The organism is Flavobacterium niveum (assembly GCF_055231775.1).
Window position 1 is genome coordinate 134,380 of sequence record NZ_JBUYSX010000001.1, and the last position, 21,161, is coordinate 155,540.

The window sequence follows — 21,161 nt, forward strand, 5'->3', positions numbered from 1 at the left end:
TACATTATGGGTTAGGCGTCCTAGTAAGCGTTAGCAATAATCTGTTCAAACAGTTCTTGTTTACCGCTTATAGGTGTAGGTTCTCCATTCTGGCGTGCGATAGCATTAAGGTTTTCCAAAGTGAGCTCTCCTTTTTCAAACTGTTTTCCGTTACCGCCGTCAAATGATGCGTAGCGCTGTGTGCGCAGTGTTGTATAGTTTGTGTTTGTAAGTATGTTTTCTGCTGCAATAAGCCCGCGTGCAAATACGTCCATACCACTGATGTGGGCTACGAATTTGTCTTCAATGTCTATTGAGTTACGGCGTACTTTGGCATCAAAGTTTACACCACCGCCCTGCATACCACCTGCCTGAAGGAATACAAGCATGGCCTGTGTCACTTCGTAGATGTCGATTGGGAACTGGTCGGTATCCCAGCCATTCTGGTAATCACCACGGTTAGCGTCGATACTGCCCAGCATGCCTGCATTTGCGGCTACCTGAAGCTCGTGCTCAAAAGTGTGGCTGGCAAGGGTAGCGTGGTTTACTTCTATGTTTAGTTTAAAGTCGTCTTTAAGGCCATACTGGTTAAGGAAACCTACACAGGTAGCAGCATCAAAGTCGTACTGGTGCTTCATTGGCTCCATTGGCTTTGGCTCGATGAAGAACGTACCTTTAAAGCCTTCCTTGCGTGCATAGTCGCGGCACATGGCAAGGAACATGGCAAGGTGTTCCTGCTCGCGCTTCATGTCGGTGTTTAGCAGGCTCATGTAACCTTCGCGGCCACCCCAGAAAACGTAACCGTCACCGTTAAGGGCTACAGTAGCGTCGATAGCAATTTTAGCCTGTGCACCTGCATACGCCACCACATCAAAGTTAGGGTTGGTTGAAGCACCGTTCATGTAACGTGGGTTACTGAAAAGGTTGCTGGTACCCCAAAGCAGCTTAATGCCGGTTTCCTGTTGTTTTTGTTTTGCATATTCCACCATAGCCTGTACACGCTCTTCAAACTCAGCCAGGGTCGGCGCTTCGTCTACAAGGTCTACATCGTGGAAACAGTAGTACGGTATACCCAGTTTTTCCATAAATTCAAAACCGGCATCCATTTTATCTTTAGCACGCGCTACGGCGTTATCTTTTGAGTTCCATGCGTGTGTTTCGGTACCCGGCCCGAATGGGTCGTTACCGGTATTGCATAGTGTATGCCACCATGCCATGGCAAACTTAAAGTGCTCTTTAAGGGTTTTGCCAGCAACCACGCGATTTTCATCATACCATTTAAAAGCAAGCGGGTTGTCGCTTTCGCGCCCCTCAAACTTTATTTTGTCTACCGATTTAAAGTAAGCTTGTTTTGTTGTACTCATAATTGTATTATAGGGAATTAATGTGGGTTTTCCACGTATTGTAGATTTCGGCGTATTTAGCACTAAGTGCTTCGGTAGGGGCTATGGTTTCCAGGTGCTCCAGGTTTTCAAAGGCAGCATCAAGGGTAGGGTAGTAGCCGTTGCCGTAAGCAGCACCGCGTGCAGCACCTTCGGCACCACTGGTGTTGTATAGTTCCAGGGTAGTTTGTGTGGTATTCACAAATATCTCACGGAACACTGGGCTCAGGAACAGGTTAGCCCTGCCCGCCTTTACCACGGTTCCTCCGGCGTTTATACCTTTCATAATGTCAAAGCCGTAGTTCATGGCAAATACGATACCCTCGCAGGCAGCGCGCACCACTTCGGGGCTGTTGTGTATATTGAAGTTCAGGTTCTGTATACCGCTAACAGCCGGCTTGTTGCTGAAAATACGCTCTACACCGTTACCAAAAGGGTAGAAGCGTAGCCCCTTGCTGCCCGGCTCGGCCTTTGCAGCTTCGGTATTCAGTGCCTCGTAAGATATTAGCCCGTCGGCACCCGTGCTCAGGGTTTTGCGTAGCCATTGGTACAGTATACCACTGCCGTTTATGCACAGCAGTACGCCGTTACTTTTATCTGCTTCAGTATTGTTTACGTGTAAGAACGTGTTTACGCGGTTGTCGGCATCAAAGGCATTGGCCTCTGTAACCGAATATATTACTGCCGATGTACCTGCAGTGGTAGCTATTTCGCCTGCATTAAGCACACCCAGTGAAAGGGCGTTGTTCGGCTGGTCGCCTGCGCGGTAGGTTATTTTTACATCGGCGCTAAGCCCAAGCTCAGCAGCGGTTTCAGGGTTTATGCTTGCCTGTTGGCCAAAGGTAGGTACCACCTCAGGCAGCAAGTTGTGTGGCAGTTCCATTGCGTCAAGCACCTCTGTAGCAGGGCGGTTTTCGGCAAAGTTCCACAAAGCAGCTTCAGACAGGCCCGATGGTGTGGTTTGCGCCACACCCGACAGCTTTGCTGCTATATAATCTCCGGGAAGCATCATGTAATGCGCTTTGGCAAATACTTCCGGTTCGTTGTCTTTTACCCATTTCAGTTTGGCAGCGGTAAAGTTGCCAGGGCTGCCCAGTATGCTGTGCTGGCAGTTTGCCGTACCCATTTTTTGGTATATGGCATCACCGGTTTCGGCTGCGCGGCTGTCGCACCATATTATAGACGGGCGTACAGGGTTCAGTTTGTCATCGGTAAGTACCAGCCCGTGCATTTGGTACGCTATGCCTATGGCGGCAATGTTTTTCAGGTCAATGCCGTACTTGGCATTTAATAGTGCTATACCGTCTTTGGTATACGCCCACCAGGCTTCCGGGTTTTGCTCGGCCCAGCCAAATTGAGGGGCATCTATAACCATTTCAGACTCCGGTACGGTAACCGATGCGGTTATGGTACCACTATCGGCATCCAGCACCGATAATTTTATTGACGAACTTCCTAAATCGATTCCTAAAAAATACATTGCTTTTATTTTCCTTTTTTTAGCGCTAAGCCGCATAAACACTAATGGTTTGAGTGACTATAACGTTTTTTCTTATGGTATTTGTGACCACAAGTATACGGCGTATTTTTGATATCAGCAAAATTTTTGCGTAAAAAATTTATTATTCTTAGTTGCTAACAGTTTTATTAACAGATGATGAAAAAATTAGAATTTGTTAAGAATTCTTTTTTTTTACGTATCTTCGCCTTGTTTTATTCCAACTGAAGCAATGCTGAAGAAATTTATTGACAGGGAGTCCGGAAAAGTTGTTGAACGCACGGTGATGAATGCCATAACCATCGACTGTGTGGTGTTCGGTTTTGATAACGGCAGCCTTGAGGTACTGTTGGTTCAGCACGGCGAAGGTATCCGTAAAGGCGAATGGGGTTTACCCGGTGGGTGGATTAAGGAAACCGAAGGTACCGATGCCGCTGCGCACAGGCTGCTGGGCGACCTTACCGGCCTGGACGATGTATACCTGGAACAGCTTAAAGCTTTTGGCGAACCCGACCGTTTCCCCCTTGGGCGCGTTATTACCATAGGCTATTATGCACTGGTAAAACGTGAAGACTACAATATTAAGGCAGGTTTTACGGCTTCTGATGCCAAATGGTATAAAATAAAAGACATCCCGAAACTAATTTACGACCACAACCATATACTGGACTACAGCCTGGGCCACCTGCGCAACCGCGTAAAACAGGAGCCTTTAGGTTTTAACCTCCTGCCTGAAAAATTCACCTTGTTTGAGCTGATGCAGCTGTATGAGGAAATTTTAGGTATTGCTATGGATAAGTCGAACTTCAGGCGTAAGTTTTTGCGTATGAAACTGTTACTTCCATTGGATGAAAAACAGGAAAATGTGTCGCACCGCGCAGCACAGCTGTACCAGTTTGACGAAAAAATCTACGAGAAGCTTACCAAAAAAGGTTTCAACTTCGAGTTTTAACACAAGTTCACTTACGTTTAATTGGCTGCATTTTAAATAATGCTGCTTTCTCTGTTATTTTAATAATTATTTATGTGTATTTCAGGCAAGTACAGGATGCCGCGCGCGGTGCCTGTACCTATTTTTGTATTGGTTATAGCCAGATTCTGAATAGTTAAGGAGCTTGAAGAGGTTTGGTTTGTTTTTTAAATATTTTTTTACACGCTAATGCCGGGAAGTACCCGGCATTAATTTTTGTGTAAATGTATTGTTTTCAAATAAATGTGATTGCTGTTTATTCTTTAAAAGCATCAAGCGCAGGCGATGGTTTACCGTCGTCCAGCCAGGCGCTTAGGGCATAATGGCTCCAGCTACGGGCACCTTGCGGCTCCCAGTAGATAACCCCCAGGCCTTTATTGTCAGGTACATTTCTTACGGCTTTTATCACGGCAACCAGCATGTCGCGGGTGTTTTCTACCTTGTTATCTTCGCCGCCTACTTCTACTACCATAACCTCTTTGTTATAGCGCTGTGCCATGTCTTTCAGGTTGTTTTCCAGGTCGGCAATATTTTCGGTGTAGTCGGTCTTTATCCAGAAAGGGTAGTATGACAGGCCAATCACATCGTATTTTACCTTATGGGTAGTGGCATTGTCATAAAACTCACGGAACTTTTTGCTGTTGTTCCCTTCGTCCAGGTGAACGATTACCTTAATCTTTTTGTTTACGGCCTTGGTGGCTTCGTAGCCCTTGTTCAGCAGTTGTGCCAGCTGAGGCCAGTTAGTGGTGCTGCCGTCGGGCCAAAGCATACCGCCGGGTATCTCGTTGCCCACCTGTACCCACTCCGGCGTAACGCCTGCTTTTTTCAGTAGGGTAAGTACGTCAAAGGTATGTTGGTACACATCATTAAGCAGTTCCGGGAAACTGTGGTTTGCCCAGGCAGCAGGCTTATTTTGCTTGCCGGGGTCGGCCCATGAATCGCTATAGTGGAAGTCGATCATAATACGCATGCCCATTTTTTGCGCCCTCACCGCCATAGCCACGGTTTCTTCGGGGCTGCAATGCCCACTGGCCTTATCGTTATTCGGGTGTACCCATACGCGAAGGCGAATGGTATTCATGCCGCGGTCTTTCAGCAGTTGCAGGCAGTCTTTTTCGCTGCCGTCTGCATCGCGGAATTTATAACCGGTGGCTTCCATTTGCTGGAGCCAGCCCACATCGGCGCCTTTAGCAAACGTATTGTTTTGTGCAGTAGTGTTTTTGGTTGATGTGCAGGCTGTAAATGCTGTGGCAATAGCAAGTACGAGCGGTAGTATGGCTAAACGTTTTTTCATGGTTAAATTTTACCAAATTTAATGAAACCGCCCCGCATTTTTAAGGTTATGGCAAAAAAAGCAGGGCACTAATGCCCCGCCTTTATATAACCCCGAAAACTGCTTTAATTGTTATTGTCCCATAATGCCCAGTTCCAGGCCGCGTAGTTCGGCAAGGCCACGTAGCCTGCCAATGGCCGAATAGCCCGGGTGGCTGGTTTTGTGGAGGTCGTCCAGCATCTGGTGGCCGTGGTCCGGCCTGAAAGGTATGGGGGTGCTGCGTTTGTTGTTTTCTTCTACAACCGCTTTCATAATGCGGTACATGTTTACGTCGCCATCCAGGTGGTCGGCTTCGAAGAAATTGCCCTGTGCATCTTTCTTTACATTACGCAGGTGCAGGAAGTTAACCCTGTGCTTCACCGCATCGAAAATATCGTTAATATCGTTGTGTGCGCCTGCCCCCAGCGAACCGGTACAGAAACAGATGCCGTTAAAGGCTTCGTTTACGCCGTTTATTATAAATTCCAGGTCGGCCTTGTTAGACGCTATCCTCGGCAGGCCAAGGATAGGGTACGGAGGGTCGTCCGGGTGTATGGTCATGTTAATAGATTGCTCCTTGCATACATCGGCAATGGATGTAAGGAAATACAGCAGGTTTTCCCTCAGCCCGTCAAAGCCGATGCTTTGGTAAGTGATGATGCTTTGGGTAAGGCTTTCCAGTGTGGTACTGTCTTCGCCCGGTACACCCATAAGTATAATTTCCTGCAGGGTAGCTTTTTCGGCTTCAGTAATGGTTTCTTTCCTTGCTGCTGCTGCGTTCAGTATATCTTCGCTATAGTCGGCGGCGGCATTTTCCCTTTTCAGGATATAAATGTCAAAATACGCCAGGTCGGCCCAGTTGAAGTACAGGGCTTTGGCACCGTTTGGCATTTCCAGTGCCAGTTCGGTACGTGTCCAGTCCAGTACGGGCATAAAGTTATAGCACACGGTTTTCAGTCCGCATGCACCCAGGTTCCTGAGTGACTGCCTGTAGTTGTCCAGGTATTTTTCGGCATCGGCATTTCGCGTTTTTATCGCTTCGTGTACCGGTACACTTTCTACCACACTCCATGTAAGGCCTGCGTCTTCTATCTGTTGTTTACGTTTCTGTATTTCTTCCACGGTCCATACGGCGCCGTGCGGCACATGGTGCAGTGCAGATACTATGCCTGTGGCCCCGGCCTGTTTTACATCTTGTAATGTTACGGTATCATCAGGGCCGTACCACCTCCAGGTTTGTTCCAGTTTCATGTTCATAAGTAAAAATTATACGCCGCACCAGGCATTAAAACCACCGTCTACAAAAATTATTTCGCCGTTAACAAACCCTGATGCATCGCTTAGCAAATATACGAGGGTTCCTTCCAGTTCCTGCGGCTGCCCCAGGCGCGAGTACGGTGTATTGTCTACAAATTTTTGCGCCCTTTGGGTAAAGGTGCCGTCGGTATTGGTAAGCAGGCTGCGGTTTTGGTCGGTAAGGAATACGCCCGGCGCTATGGCATTGACACGCACCTTATCGCCATAGCGGAGAGATAGTTCTGTAGCCATCCATTTGGTGTAGCCGTCTATGCCGTGCTTGGCTACGTTATAACCCATGCCACGCGTAATGGCACGGCTGGCCGCCAATGACGAAATGTTTACAATAGCGCCTTTGCCCTTTTCGGCAATAACCCGCCCAAATACATGCGTGGGTATTATGGTGCCGTACAGGTTAAGCTCTATGGCTTTTATAGTGTCTGCCATAGATGCATCAAACAGGTTATCATCGGGGTTTATGGTAGCGCCCGGTATGTTTCCGCCTGCGGCATTTACCAGCCCGTCTATCGTGCCGAAATGGCTGATGATTATATCTTTTGCACGGAGAACGTCCTGCTCATCGGTTACGTCTACGGTAACTGCCAGTGCTTCGGTACCAAGGCTTTCGGCTAGTTGTACGCGTTCGTGGGCTTTGGCTTCATTGCGGCCCAGTATGGCTATTTTGCCCCCGGCCTGTGCTATGGCAGTTATAAATGATTCGCCCAGCACACCCGTGCCGCCGGTTACCACAATTACTTTTCCTTGTAACGAAAAGGTATCTAAAATGCCCATTTGCGATTATGCGTTATTTTGTCCTTAAATATGGTTCAATATTAAATCAAAAAGTTGGGCAGCGCTTTATAACCGTCAGGATTTTAACTAAAACGTATTCGTAAGTTTCGGGGTAAATCGTTTGCTGATATGGAATTGCGGTTATTTCGAACGAAAAATTACTATATTTAACCCGCTTGTTCTTACAACCTTAAACCTCCCTAAACGTACCATGATTGTAAAAAAGACACTTCAACTCAGGGCAATTTTCGAATTTACCGGCCATCACCTGGTGTGGCTCACCGCATGGATGTGTGCCGTTACCCTGCTGTATTACTTTACCCGCTGGCAATGGATGATCATCCCGTGGCTGCCCATGTCGCTTATAGGTACCGCAGTGGCGTTTTATGTAGGTTTTAAAAACAACCAGGCGTATGACAGGCTTTGGGAAGCCCGCCGGGTATGGGGCGCTATTATAAACAACAGCCGTATGCTGGGCACTATGGCGAAACATTTTATAGCCGATGACACAGGGCAGGAGGCGCGCCAAATCATTTACCGCCACATTGCTTACCTCTATACACTGCGCGAACAGCTGCTGGTGCCTACCCAATGGGAACACGTAAGCCTTAACTGGAACTTCGGGTATTATAACCGCAAGCGCCGGGAAAAAATGTTGGATGATGCTTATAAAGTAGAGTTAGAAGAAGTAAGCCAAAAGCACTACCTTACTGTTGCCGACTTGCAAAAGCTGGCACCGGCGGCTAATAAGGCTACGCAGATTATAGAACTGCAATCGGCGCAGGTGGCGGCACTGTATAAAAACAACAGCCTGAACATGATACAACAGGCAGAACTGCAAAAGGCGCTGAACAGCTTTTATGACGAGCAGGGTAAGGCCGAACGTATTAAAAGGTTCCCGTTCCCGAGGCAGTATGCCAGCTACAGCTTTACGTTTGTGTGCATTTTTGTGTTCCTGTTACCCTTTGGTATAGTGTCCGAGTTTAATAAGCTGGGCGACGATGTAATTTGGCTCAGCATACCTTTCGGCGTGGTGGTAGGCTGGATTTATGTGGTTATGGAAATCATAGGCGACTATTCTGAAAACCCGTTTGAAGGCTTGTATAATGATGTACCTATGCTCTCTATATGCCGCACCATAGAAATAGACCTGCTGCAAATGCTGGGTGAAACAAACCTGCCGAAACCCATACAGCCTAAAAACGATATTTTGATGTAGTACGCGGGTATGGGTGGCGGTTACACAGGTAATATTTACTTAACAGCCTTAACAGATTGTTTTTATACTTTTATCAAAACCCAATACGTATGGAGGCAAATATACAGGTAGGTACTACTCTTATTTATAACAACCGAGACCTTAGCTGGCTGTCGTTTAACAACAGGGTACTACAGGAGGCAGCCGATACCGCTGTACCGCTTTTAGAGCGTATACGGTTCCTGTCGATATGGTCGTCTAACCTTGATGAGTTTTACAGGGTACGTATACCGGCGCTTACGTTGCTTAAAAAAGTACACAAAAAAGGTGGCGATACCAGGGATGCCGAAACGCTGCACTATGTAGTTGCTGCCGTAAAAGCCCAGCAGGAAAATTTCGGGACCATACTGAGGGAAGGGATTATTAAAGCGCTGGACGCTATTTCGGTAACGCTGGTGTACCAGCAGCCACTGCCCGATGCAATAATCACAGCCGCTTCTGATTATTTTTATAATGTGCTGCTGGCCTATATAAAGTATGTAAAGCTTACCCCTGATTGTAATTTCTTCCCTGAAAATAATAAACTCTACCTGCTGGCCGATACCCCAAATGCCCAGTACATTGTAAACATACCTGCCGATGAGCAGCCACGTTTTGTGAGCTTTACCGAAGGAGGGAGGCAGTATATTGTTTTTGCCGACGATATTGTACGCGCATTTTTAGGCTTTATACTGCCGGGTGCCGATGCCGGAAATACCTATTCGTTTAAGATAACCCGCGATGCCGAACTGGAGCTGGAAGATGAATACAGTGGCGACCTGGCACGGCAAATGGAAAGGAAGTTGGCACGCCGCGATTTCGGGTTGGCCTCAAGGCTGCTGTACGATGCCCGCATGCCGCAGGAATGGATGCAAACGCTGGTACACAGCCTGAACCTGAAAGGGGCACTGATTGTAGAGGGCGGCTGCTACCACAACCTTAAAGACCTGGCGCAGCTCCCCCTGAAACATCCGGGTACCGAATACACCCCATGGCCTGCAAAGCCATTGGAAATACCCCATGCCGAAGGGCTGCTGGCACAGGTGCAGGAAAAAGATATACTGATTAATACCCCATACCAGTCGTACAATACGGTGCTGCGCTTTTTTAACGAAGCTGCTGCCAGCCCAGAGGTATCGGAAATTTATATTACGCTGTACCGCGTGGCGGCTGATTCGCGTATAGCAAATGCGCTGATAAGTGCTGCGGCCAACGGCAAAAAGGTTACCGTAGTGGTAGAACTGAAAGCCCGCTTTGATGAGGCAAATAACATTAAGTGGACCAAGCGTTTTAAGCAGGCCGGTATACGTATTATTTACAGCGTGCCGTCGCTAAAGGTGCATGCCAAAATAGCGCTGGTAAAGTTTGCTAAAGGCAGCAGCAAAAAAGCGGTAGGGCTTTTGGCTACGGGCAACCTTAACGAAAGCACTGCCCGTTTTTATACCGACCATATTTTGCTCACCGCCCACGCCGGGATGATGAAGGAGCTGGGCAAGGTGTTCAGGTTCCTGAAGAAAAAAAGGCAGCCTACAGCTGAAGATACCATAGTATTTAACCACCTGCTTGTAGCAAAATTTAACCTGAAGGAACGCTTTACCGCACTTATAGACCACGAAATAGCCCTGGCCCGTAAGGGTGCAGCTGCCGGTATCACCATAAAGCTGAACAACCTGGAAGAGCTTTTGCTTATAAACAAGCTTTACGAAGCCTCGCAAGCGGGGGTGCGTATACAGCTTATAGTGCGTGGCATTTGCTGCCTGGTGCCTGGTGTAGAAGGCCTGAGCGAAAACATAGCCGTAACCCGTATAGTGGGGCGCTACCTGGAGCATGGCCGTATTTTTGTGTTTACTAATGGTGGCAGCCCTTCGGTATTTATGGGTTCGGCAGACTGGATGGAACGCAACATACACAGGCGTATAGAGGTGTGTTTCCCCGTGTACGACCCACAGTTGCAAAGCCAACTGCTGGCCTTATTGTACCAACAACTGGATACAACACAGGTACAGCATTCGCAGGAGCGGATATACAATGCGCTGTAACCGCCTCTGTTTATAAAAACCATCGGTATTTTATTGTCATCCTGATGCGATAAATTGCGTAATTTTTATTGGTTTTTTAAGAAAAGCATGTTGTTTTAAACGACAGATGTTTTCTTTTGTTAAATATTTATTTTTTACCGCACTCAGGTGAATTATCTTATTTTTTAATTTGTTTCAGTTATATCGTTTTCGTTGTGAAAAATTGCTAAATTTACCCAGGGTAAAAGTTCTTTTTTTTATATTTAATATAATTCTGTAATAAACCGTTTCATGCATAATTTTAGTAATCCGTCTTCTCCCGGGCTGCGTTTCAGGGAGGCCATGGAAAAGGAAAAGCCCCTGCAAATTGTAGGCGCTATAAATGCGAACCACGCTCTGCTGGCACAACAGTCGGGGTTTAATGCCATATACCTTTCGGGCGGCGGTGTAGCTGCCGGTTCGCTGGGTGTACCAGATTTGGGCATCACCACGCTGGAAGACGTACTCATAGACATACAGCGCATAACCAATGTGTGCGACCTGCCGCTGCTGGTAGACGTCGACACGGGTTTCGGGCCATCGGCATTTAACGTGGCAAGGACTGTAAAATCCTTAATTAAGGCCGGTGCTGCCGCACTGCATATAGAAGACCAGGTAGGCGCCAAGCGTTGCGGGCACAGGCCGGGCAAGGAAGTGGTGAGCAAAGACGAAATGGTAGACCGCCTGAAGGCCGCTGCCGATGCCCGTACTGATGAGCATTTTGTAATAGGTGCGCGTACCGATGCTTTTGCGAACGAAGGGCTTGAAAAAACCCTTGAACGTGCAATAGCCTATAAAGAAGCCGGAGCCGATTTCATTTTTGCGGAAGCAGTGCCCGACCTGAGTTTCTACCAGAAGTTTGTAGATGCCACGGGGATTCCTGTTTTGGCCAATATTACTGAGTTTGGTATGATACCGATGTATACGGTTGAAGAACTTGGTGATGCGGGAGTCGGGTTGGTATTGTACCCGCTGTCGGCATTCCGTGCGGCAAATAAAGCAGCGCAGAATGTATACCAGCACATACGCAACGACGGTACCCAGAAAAACGTGATTGATACCATGCAAACCCGCGAGGAATTGTACAAAAGCATAGGCTACTACAGCTACGAGGAAAAATTAGATAACCTGTTTAAAAACAACAAAAATGGTAAGTAATAACGAAACTACATTTAAACCTAAAAAAAGTGTAGCACTTTCAGGGGTTGCTGCCGGTAATACTGCCCTGTGCAGCGTAGGTAAAAGCGGTAACGACCTCCACTACAGGGGGTACAACATACTGGACCTGGCCGAAAAGGCCGAGTTTGAAGAAGTGGCCTACCTGCTTATATACGGTGCACTACCTACCAAAGCCCAGCTTACAAACTATAAGACAAAGTTGAAATCGCTTAGGGGATTACCAAATTCTGTAAAAAAAATATTACAGCAAATACCTGCAGCTGCACACCCTATGGATGTGATGCGTTCTCTGGTATCGGCTATTGGAACAATCCAACCTGAAAAAGACGACCATAACGTATCTGGCGCAAGAGACATTGCCGATAAACTGCTGGCCTGTTTTAGTTCGGCATTATTATACTGGTACCACTTTACCCACAATGGGAAAACCATAGAGGTAGAAACTGACGACGATACCGTAGGCGGGCATTTCCTGCACCTGCTGCATGGCAAAACGCCTCCCGCATCTTGGGTAAGGGCTATGCAGATTTCGCTTAACCTGTATGCCGAGCACGAGTTTAACGCCTCTACGTTTACCAGCCGCGTGATTGCCGGTACGGGTTCAGATATGTATTCGGCCATAACAGGCGCCATCGGTGCGCTGCGCGGGCCAAAACACGGTGGTGCAAACGAGGTGGCTTTTGACATACAAAGCCGCTACAGTTCACCTGACCATGCCGAAGAAGACATCCGAAAAAGGCTGGCCAATAAAGAGGTAATCATAGGCTTTGGGCACCCGGTGTATACCATTTCCGACCCGAGGAATATCGTGATAAAGAAAGTCGCCAAAGAGCTTTCTGAAGAAGCAGGCGATATGCTGCTGTACAACATAGCCGAACGCCTGGAAACCCTGCTGTGGGATGAAAAGAACATGTTCCCTAACCTGGACTGGTTCTCGGCCGTATCATACCACCAGATGGGTGTACCTACACTGATGTTTACCCCGCTGTTTGTAATTTCGAGGGTAACCGGCTGGAGCGCCCACATTATAGAGCAAAGGCAGGACGGTAAAATCATCCGCCCGAGCGCCAATTATATCGGGCCTGAAAACAAGGAGTTTGTCCCGTTAAATGAAAGAAGTTAATCCATAAAACAATACATATAAAAGAATGTCATCACATATTTCAAACGAAAGGCCGCAACCCGATAAGGTGTTAACCGATATAGCCGACTATGTTTTAAATTATGAAATAAAGAACGATTTAGCCTGGAAAACGGCACACTACTGCCTGCTTGATACCATTGGCTGCGGGCTTGAGGCGCTTACCTACCCTGCCTGTACCAAGCTGCTGGGGCCTGTTGTAAAAGGTACTGTAGTGCCAAACGGTGCCAAAGTACCGGGTACGCAATTCCAGCTCGATCCTATACAGGCGGCGTTTAACATTGGTGCCATCATCCGCTGGCTGGATTTTAACGATACCTGGCTGGCTGCAGAATGGGGGCACCCGTCTGACAACCTTGGCGGAATCCTTGCCACTGCCGACTGGCTTTCGAGGACGAACCTTGCCGAAGGTAAAGCCCCGCTGAAAATGAAGCAGGTACTGGAAGCCATGATCATGGCACACGAGGTGCAGGGTGTATTGGCTTTGGAAAACTCGTTTAATAAAGTGGGATTAGACCACGTTATATTGGTTAAAATAGCCTCTACGGCAGTTGTGGGCAAGCTTTTGGGGTTAACCCGGGATGAGCTTATCAATGCCATATCACTGTCATTTGTAGACGGGCAGGCACTGCGTACCTACCGCCACGCACCTAATACCGGCAGCCGTAAATCATGGGCTGCGGGCGATGCCACATCGCGTGCGGTGCGCCTGGCACTTATTGCACAAACGGGCGAAATGGGTTACCCATCGGTGCTTACTGCCAAAACATGGGGCTTTTACGATGTGCTTTTTAAAGGCAACGAATTTAAGTTCCAGAGGGATTACGGTTCGTACGTGATGGAGAATGTGCTGTTCAAGATTTCATTCCCGGCGGAGTTCCATTCACAAACAGCTGTTGAAGCTGCCATGACGCTTAACGCAAGGCTGCATTCTATTGGCAAAACTGCCGAAGACGTTAAAAAGATTACCATACGCACGCATGAGGCTGCCATACGCATCATTGACAAAAAAGGCCCGCTGAACAACCCTGCCGACCGCGACCACTGCATACAGTACATGATTGCCGTGCCGCTACTGTACGGAAGGCTTACTGCGGCCGACTATGAAGATAACATAGCATCTGATGCAAGGATAGACCTGCTGCGCGATAAAATGGAATGTGTGGAAGACGTACAATTTACTGCCGACTACCACGACCCTGAAAAACGCTCTATAGCCAATGCACTTACCGTGGAGCTGATAGACGGCACCATCCTTGACGAAGTAGTGGTAGAATACCCTATAGGCCACAAAAGGCGCAGGGAAGAAGGCATACCTGAACTGATAGCCAAATACAAAATTAACCTTGCGCGTATTTTCCCTGAAAAGCAACAAAAAACGGTGCTGGAAAACTCACTGGATTTTGATACGCTGGCAAACCTTGACGTAAATACATTTGTAGATTTACTGGTTATATAAGCCACGGCGCGTTACATAACGTCCCTATGATATAGAGGCAGGTGCAATAGTACCTGCCTTTTTTTATTAGGTATATACAGAAGGGTGAGGGTAATAATTATTAGTACCTTTGCAGGGTTTGAGGTGGCAGGTAAAACGTTTGAGGACGATGCGCCATTGCCACCCGATAATTACAATACATTACAATTATGTTGAAAAACTTTAAATCGACTGCGGTTGCCACTGTACTGTTTGCTGCACTGCTTGCAGGGTGTTCGGGGCAAAAAAACGGTGCCGAAACCAGGGGGGTAACCCTGCTTAGGGAAGACTGGAAATTTACAAAAGGGAATCCTGCCGGGGCTGAAGGCACTGGGTTTAACGATACCGGCTGGGAGGCCGTAACCATTCCGCACGACTGGGCCATTTACGGGCCGTTTGACAAAAAGTGGGATATACAGAATGTAGCCATTGAGCAAAACGGCGAAACCGTACCTACCGAAAAAACCGGGCGTACCGGGGCATTGCCGCATATAGGCGACGGCTGGTACCGCAAAACCTTTACCGTGCCGGAGTTTACCGGGAACAACACCGCCCTTTTGGTTTTTGACGGTGCCATGAGCGAACCCGAGGTGTACCTTAACGGACAGAAAATAGGGGAGTGGGCTTATGGCTATGCGTATTTTTATATTGATATTTCAAAGCACCTTACACCGGGCAAGCCAAATACCCTGGCGGTACACCTTAGCAATAAGGAGTATTCATCGCGCTGGTACCCAGGTGCGGGGTTGTACCGCAATGTGAGTATTGTGGTAAAAGATAAGGAAAGCTTTGACCAGTGGGGCGTGTTTGTTACCACCCCCGTTATTACTGCACAGCAGGCTACGGTAAACATTAAGGCCGCATCATCTGCCGGTGCCGATAGCCATATGGTGACAAAAATCCTTGATGCCAACGATAATGTTGTTGCCATACACGAAAGCCAACCGGCGGTTAACGGTGCTTTTGAAGATACGGTAGCAGTGGCTTCACCCAAGCTGTGGAGCCCCGAAACGCCTTACCTGTATAAAGCCGTAACGCAACTGTACAACGGTACTACGCTAAAAGATGAGGTCACTACACGCTTTGGCATCCGTGAAATAAAATACGAGCCTGAAAAAGGTTTCAGCCTTAACGGAAAGGTTACCAAATTTAAAGGCGTATGCCTGCACCACGACCTTGGCCCGCTTGGCTCGGCCATAAACATAGCGGCACTGCGCAGGCAAATGCAAATACTGAAAGACCTGGGTTGTAATGCTATAAGGAGTTCGCACAACATGCCGTCGTTTGAGCAGCTGGAACTGGCCGACGAAATGGGCTTTTTGTTCCTTGCCGAAAGTTTTGACGAATGGGGCAAGCCAAAAGTGCAAAATGGCTACCACCGTTTCTTTAACGAATATGCTGAAAAAGATGTAGTAAACCTTGTACGTGCTACCCGAAACCACCCAAGCATAGTAATGTGGAGCGCCGGTAACGAGGTGCCGGACCAGTATGGCGAGGAAGGCCTTAAACGGGCGAAGTTCCTTCAGGATGTTTTCCACAGGGAAGATCCTACGCGCCCCGTTACTGTGGGTATGGACCAGGTGAAACAAACCATGCAAAGCGGCTTTGGCGCCCTGCTGGATATACCGGGGCTTAACTACCGCGTGCACCTGTATGAAGATGCCCACAAGGCGTTCCCGCAAGGGTTTATATTAGGCTCTGAAACAGCTTCTACCGTGAGTTCAAGGGGTATTTATAAATTCCCCGTAGTGCAGGCCAGGGAAAAGAAATATGACGACCTGCAATGTTCTTCTTACGACCTGGAGGCCTGTAGCTGGAGTAATGTGCCCGATGAGGATTTTGTGCTTCAGGATGATAAGCAATGGGTAATAGGCGAGTTTGTATGGACCGGCTTTGACTACCTGGGCGAACCTACCCCGTATGATGATTTCTGGCCGTCGCGGAGTTCGTATTTCGGGATGTGCGACCTTGCAGGTTTGCCAAAAGACCGCTACTACCTGTACCGCAGCCGCTGGAATACCAAAGATGCTACCCTGCACATACTGCCGCACTGGAACTGGCAGGGGCGTGAAGGGCAGGTAACTCCCGTGTTTGTGTATACCAGCTACGACAGTGCCGAACTTTTTGTAAACGGCAAAAGCCAGGGCGTACAGAAAAAGAACAACAGCACACCGCAAAACCGTTACAGGCTGATGTGGAACGACGTAAAATACGAACCGGGTGAACTGAAAGTTGTAGCGCTTGACAAGGACGGTAAGCCTGTTGCCGAAGAAAAAATACAGACTGCCGATGCGCCTTACCGTATAGTGCTGACCCCAGATACTACCGGCCTGAAAGCCAATGGTGACGATATGGCATTTGTAACCGTTTCGGTAGTGGATAAAAACGGCGTACCGTGCCCTACGGCTACAAACAGGCTGCATTTTGAGGTATCGGGTGCGGGTACCTACAGGGCGGCCTGCAATGGCGATGCCACATCGTTAGAGGTGTTCCACAGCCCTGATATGGACTTGTTCAGCGGTAAGCTTGTGGTGCTGGTACAGTCCGGAAAAACAGCCGGTGACATTACACTAAAAGTTACCGGAAAGGGCCTTCAGCAGGCTGAGCTAAAACTGAAAGCGTTGTAAGATGTAACCAATAAAATCGATAGAAAAGCCCGTAAACGTAATTGTTTACGGGCTTTTTATTTTGCGTGACTTAGTTAAACCAGCGTTTTGATTTACCTCAAAAGTGAAAAATGCCCTTTAAATTCCGGTTCGCCTTCCCTTTGCACTATAAACCAGTAATCTGTAGCCGGCAGAGGCTGCCCGTTATAGGTACCATCCCATCCTTTGTCATTGTAGCCAATTGATGTAAGTAATTTTCCGTATCGGTCGTATATATGCACGCGGGTTTTATAGGTGAGGTATTTTATGCGCCAGTAATCGGTTTGGCCATCGCCGTTAGGGGTAAAAAACTTAGGGTAATTAAGCAGGGTCACCTTTTTTGTAACGATACCACATTCTGCCCTATCCTTAACCGAAATGGTGTAAACACCACTGCTTAAACCTGTAAAGGTGTTACTTTCCTGATATGTAATGCCATCTATAGAATACATATAATCTATACTGTATGGTAGAACGGTAATACTATTATTATCGTCACTAAAATCAGTAGTAAGTACCTCTGTTATCTGCGGAACGCTGTACAGTTCTACAGTAAAATGCTTAATAGTTTCGCACAGGGTATTGTTCACTACAGCCGTTACGGTAACACTATAATCTCCTGCTTCTGTAAACGAAGCCGATGCCCCTGTGCCACCACCCGTCCAGGCATAGCTATTAAAATTACCGGGTAGCGATATGGTAACCGTTTCGCCTGCACAAATCCTGTATACGGTTTCCAAATCAAATTCAGGAGCCGGAATAAGGCCAAGCTGCTGCTTAAAAATATAGGGGCAATTGCCAGGGCTTTCAGCCCTGTAGTAGATTATATCAGGCTGCTCACTTAGCAATAGGGACGATGGTATGGTATTAGCAGTACCGTCTATAGCATCATTGTAATTAGCATAATAACTAAACTGGTAGTTGTTAGCGGGCAGTGTTGCTGTAATGGACGTTTCGTTTTGCGAAAGGTTGTACGTTACAGGTGTGTCTGCCACACATTCATAATAGTCTGCCAGTTGTACCTCCGTAGCATGCAGTGCCTTAAGGTCAATAGTGCCGCTGCCTACGCACCCTGAAGCATTTTTCATTGTTACATAAACGGTATATACAGCTGTGTTTGTAGTGAAGCTGTTACTATTTGCAATCGGCAAATTATTCTGGGCATCCTGTAACGTGGCATAGAATTTTACTTCATGCACATTAGAAGGGTCTAAAACCGGTACTGCCTGCGAAAGGTTAAACACCTGGCTTCCTGTGCCGAAACACTTTTCTATGTCATACGCCGGTACGGTGGGCAGTGCATTAAATACGAGTTGTACTACACTCATTGCCTTACAGCCATTGGCAAAGCTTATTACGGCATAAATATCCTGGTTAAGCGTTGTGCTATATGAGGTAATACCGGTAACCGCATTGCTCTGTAGCAGGGCATCGGCCTGAGATGTATAATAGCTAAAGGTTGCCGTAGTATCGCCTGTAATAAGGGGTTGTACTTCGGTAAGGTTAAAAATAGTATTGCCTGCACACCTGTAAAGCGATACTGTAGCTGCCACAGGAGCGTTGGCAGCGTTTATGGTTACGTCTTGCTGTTGGGTTGATTCGTTACCTGAGCTGTCTGTAAATTTCCAGATTATAGTATAATTACCCGCTACCGTATACGTTAACGGATTAGTGGTTGTGGCCGTTATAATACCGTCGCAGCCATCTGTAGCCGTGGGTATTTGTGTTATGGTAAGGCTGCAATCGGCTGTTAAAGCTGGCAGTTGTGGCACCGTAAATTGTGGTGGAACAGTATCGCCTACTGCAACTTCTACCGTATGGGTAGCATCGCAGCCCGAGGTACCGGTTATGGCACAGCTGTAGGTACCCGCTTTTAGTGCCGTGGCCGATGGTATTGTGGGGTTTTGCTGTGTAGATGAAAAACCGTCTGGACCGGTCCAGAGGTAGTTAGCCCCGCCCTGGGCGTTAAGGTTTATGGTTTGGCCCACGCATACCGGTGAGTTTGAAGATAACGTGCCTGAAGTACTACAATCCCCGAACTTTACAAGGTACGATGCCCATTGATTCCCTGGCGACATATCTGGCTGAAATGCATTATCAGTGGCAATACCGGTAGTATTATTGGTACGGCCGTGCATAAAAATATTTCCTGCACTATCTACAGATGCCACGGTTATATGAAATTGATTTGAACCTCCATAATAGGTTCCCCATATGCGCTCGCCCGCTAATCCAAGCTTTATAAGATACGATTTATAATTACTGTTATTTTCAGGCATATAGGCATCGGGTGTGGTAATACCGGTATTTTCATTAGTAGTCCCCGAATAAAAAATTTCTCCTGCCTGGTTTACAGCAAGGTCCTGAACCTGTACTTTAGAATAGGTACCCCACACAATTGACTGGCTAGTAAGGTTAAAAGCTATTAAGCATGGTATTTCGAACTGATTTTCTATAATTATGAAATCGGGCTCAAAGCTACCCGGCGTACCTATGCCCGTATTACTATTTGTACGGCCATACATATAAAGTATATCATCTTTCAACACTGAACCAAATGCATAGTCATTTGCATTACCTCCCACATAAGTACTCCATATACGGTTGCCCGATGTATCAAACTCAGCAACAATAATTTCCGGCGTACCATCCCAGTCCGGCCTGAACGTACCCGGTGTGGCCATTGCATTGTTATGTGTAATTCCTGAAGCATAGAGCCTGTTATCGGCTGAAATATCTAAACCATAAAATCCGTCGGCATTATCTCCACCAAAATAGGTACCCCAAGAGCGTACACCCTCCGGGGAGAACTTAACCAGAAAACCGTCGATATTACTGTTAAACGTACCGCTAACAGTAGGTTTAAAGCTACCGGGAGTTGCTATATGATCAGTACTCCCGGTGTCTCCATCAATGTATATATTATTATTGCTATCTATAACTACATCACCTGCATAATCATTACCATTACCCCCATAATACGTACCCCAGAGCCTTTGCCCTTGCGAATCAAACTTAACAATGTAACAATCATTTAAATAGTTTTTGTTTGGCTGGTGCGAACCCGGTGTGGTAACGTTAACCGGTTCATTCAACCTGTTACCAAAAATTATTACATTAAAATCGTTATCAATTGCTATTTTATCAGCACTTGTACCATAATAAGTTCCCCAAATCTGAACCCCTTCGGGTGAGAATTTACTTATATATCCCGGCGTTGCACCCGATATATATGTAGACTGAAAGGCACCTGCTGTAGCAACAAACTCAGAACTGCCCGTAGCACCGCTTATATATACATTATTAAGTGCATCATTTACTATACTTGCCGAAGATGCCCACGCATACCCACCATAATAAGTACCCCACAGGCGCACGGGTACCGGGTCTATGATAATTTTTCTGCCGTGTGTTTCTTTGCCTCCGCTAAACCCATAGGTGTTTTTCCCTTTTTTTTGGTAAACGATGTCCAGGTTATCTTTTGTATGGTTGTTCTCTGCCCAGCTCATAGGTATGGTTTCCTGTGAGATGCCGAAACGGGTTTTAAGCGCTATTGTATTATCAATGATTTCTGTAGGCGCGCCGTTTATTTTGAATTGTATATCGTTTATATTGCCGTTTTCATGTACAATGAAATTATACTCAACCGGCTTTTTTATGTCTTCGGGTATAGAAAACACCAGGTCGATACCCTTATAAATGTCTTTGTAAGTTACCTTATGGTACTGGTGTACGTTTTCTACGCCTGTCGACTTCCAGGGCATATTGTAATAATTAAAGTGCGATGACAACGGACTCTCTGCGACAATTTTTACGGAAGGGTTTGCATTTTCAAAATTAAAATCTACCCTGTGAAATTCTGTAGTTATTTTATAATCAATGCTATCGGCCTTAGCTGTAGGTAATGCCTTTCTGTTTGCCTTCTTTATCGTTTGTTCCTGTTTAATTTCGTAGAAGTCATAACTAAACCCTGTTTTGCGTAGCTGCACATTGAGTCCCGGGGTATTAAGGAGGTAAAGTATTTCCTTGTTTGCTTTTTTATGCTGGTTGAAAAATTGCCCTTTATTTTCTATGAATCCCCTGTTTTCAGGCATAGTAGATTTACCCGGCTGGGCAAAAAATAAATAAGGTAATACAAGCGCAAAAAACGTGGTAAAGAATTTCATAGCGGGTTGGTTTTGATGTACAAAAGTAGT

The 21,161-nt window shown here is 46.9% G+C and carries 13 protein-coding genes; 7 read left to right on the forward strand and 6 right to left on the reverse strand.

The genetic code is table 11. The annotated features are described in order from the left end of the window. Window positions 1-20: 20 nt before the first annotated feature. Both xylA and ACZIX4_RS00590 read right to left on the reverse strand, forming a co-directional pair. Window positions 21-1,343, reverse strand: a complete 1,323-nt coding sequence (gene xylA / locus ACZIX4_RS00585; protein WP_463333667.1) for a xylose isomerase — start codon at window positions 1,341-1,343, stop codon at window positions 21-23. Between the two features lie 7 nt (window positions 1,344-1,350). Continuing rightward, window positions 1,351-2,841 (reverse strand): xylulokinase, encoded by a 1,491-nt coding sequence (locus ACZIX4_RS00590; RefSeq protein WP_463333668.1) that lies wholly within the window; start codon window positions 2,839-2,841, stop codon window positions 1,351-1,353. A gap of 250 nt (window positions 2,842-3,091) precedes the next feature. Here ACZIX4_RS00590 and ACZIX4_RS00595 point away from each other — a divergent pair, with 250 nt between their 5' ends. Further along, window positions 3,092-3,811 carry an NUDIX hydrolase gene (locus ACZIX4_RS00595; RefSeq protein ID WP_463333669.1) on the forward strand — a complete coding sequence of 240 codons (720 nt, stop codon included), beginning with the start codon at window positions 3,092-3,094 and terminating at the stop codon, window positions 3,809-3,811. 274 nt (window positions 3,812-4,085) lie between these two features. On the opposite strand, the gene ACZIX4_RS00600 is transcribed toward ACZIX4_RS00595, so the two are convergent. The 3 genes from ACZIX4_RS00600 to ACZIX4_RS00610 all read right to left on the reverse strand — a co-directional run bounded on the left by ACZIX4_RS00600 (window position 4,086) and on the right by ACZIX4_RS00610 (window position 7,229). Beyond that, on the reverse strand, window positions 4,086-5,123 hold the full coding sequence (locus tag ACZIX4_RS00600; RefSeq protein ID WP_463333670.1) for a glycoside hydrolase family 53 protein: 1,038 nt from the start codon (window positions 5,121-5,123) through the stop codon (window positions 4,086-4,088). A gap of 111 nt (window positions 5,124-5,234) precedes the next feature. Continuing rightward, the gene (gene uxuA, locus ACZIX4_RS00605; protein WP_463333671.1) at window positions 5,235-6,392 is read right to left on the reverse strand and encodes a mannonate dehydratase; all 1,158 of its coding nucleotides are present in this window, start codon (window positions 6,390-6,392) and stop codon (window positions 5,235-5,237) included. A 15-nt stretch (window positions 6,393-6,407) separates the two neighbouring features. Further along, complete coding sequence (locus tag ACZIX4_RS00610; RefSeq protein ID WP_463333672.1) at window positions 6,408-7,229, reverse strand: SDR family oxidoreductase; 822 nt, start codon at window positions 7,227-7,229, stop codon at window positions 6,408-6,410. 211 nt (window positions 7,230-7,440) lie between these two features. Between ACZIX4_RS00610 and ACZIX4_RS00615 the strand changes: the two genes are divergently transcribed. The 6 genes from ACZIX4_RS00615 to ACZIX4_RS00640 all read left to right on the forward strand — a co-directional run bounded on the left by ACZIX4_RS00615 (window position 7,441) and on the right by ACZIX4_RS00640 (window position 16,947). Beyond that, window positions 7,441-8,448, forward strand: a complete 1,008-nt coding sequence (locus ACZIX4_RS00615) for a bestrophin family protein (RefSeq protein ID WP_463333673.1) — start codon at window positions 7,441-7,443, stop codon at window positions 8,446-8,448. An 89-nt stretch (window positions 8,449-8,537) separates the two neighbouring features. Further along, window positions 8,538-10,505, forward strand: coding sequence for a polyphosphate kinase 1 (gene ppk1 / locus ACZIX4_RS00620; protein ID WP_463333674.1), 1,968 nt, complete (start codon window positions 8,538-8,540; stop codon window positions 10,503-10,505). A gap of 270 nt (window positions 10,506-10,775) precedes the next feature. After that, window positions 10,776-11,681 carry a methylisocitrate lyase gene (gene prpB, locus ACZIX4_RS00625; RefSeq protein ID WP_463333675.1) on the forward strand — a complete coding sequence of 302 codons (906 nt, stop codon included), beginning with the start codon at window positions 10,776-10,778 and terminating at the stop codon, window positions 11,679-11,681. Further along, a complete protein-coding gene (gene prpC, locus ACZIX4_RS00630) occupies window positions 11,671-12,825 on the forward strand; it encodes a bifunctional 2-methylcitrate synthase/citrate synthase (RefSeq protein ID WP_463333676.1) in 1,155 nt (384 codons plus the stop codon). Before prpB ends, prpC begins: the two co-directional genes overlap by 11 nt. 25 nt (window positions 12,826-12,850) lie before the next feature. Beyond that, the gene (locus ACZIX4_RS00635; protein ID WP_463333677.1) at window positions 12,851-14,302 is read left to right on the forward strand and encodes a bifunctional 2-methylcitrate dehydratase/aconitate hydratase; all 1,452 of its coding nucleotides are present in this window, start codon (window positions 12,851-12,853) and stop codon (window positions 14,300-14,302) included. Between the two features lie 188 nt (window positions 14,303-14,490). Next, window positions 14,491-16,947, forward strand: coding sequence for a DUF4982 domain-containing protein (locus ACZIX4_RS00640; protein WP_463333678.1), 2,457 nt, complete (start codon window positions 14,491-14,493; stop codon window positions 16,945-16,947). Window positions 16,948-17,039: 92 nt separating this feature from the next. Here ACZIX4_RS00640 and ACZIX4_RS00645 read toward each other — a convergent pair whose 3' ends face one another. Further along, window positions 17,040-21,131, reverse strand: coding sequence for a DUF7948 domain-containing protein (locus tag ACZIX4_RS00645; RefSeq protein WP_463333679.1), 4,092 nt, complete (start codon window positions 21,129-21,131; stop codon window positions 17,040-17,042). Window positions 21,132-21,161: the final 30 nt, after the last annotated feature.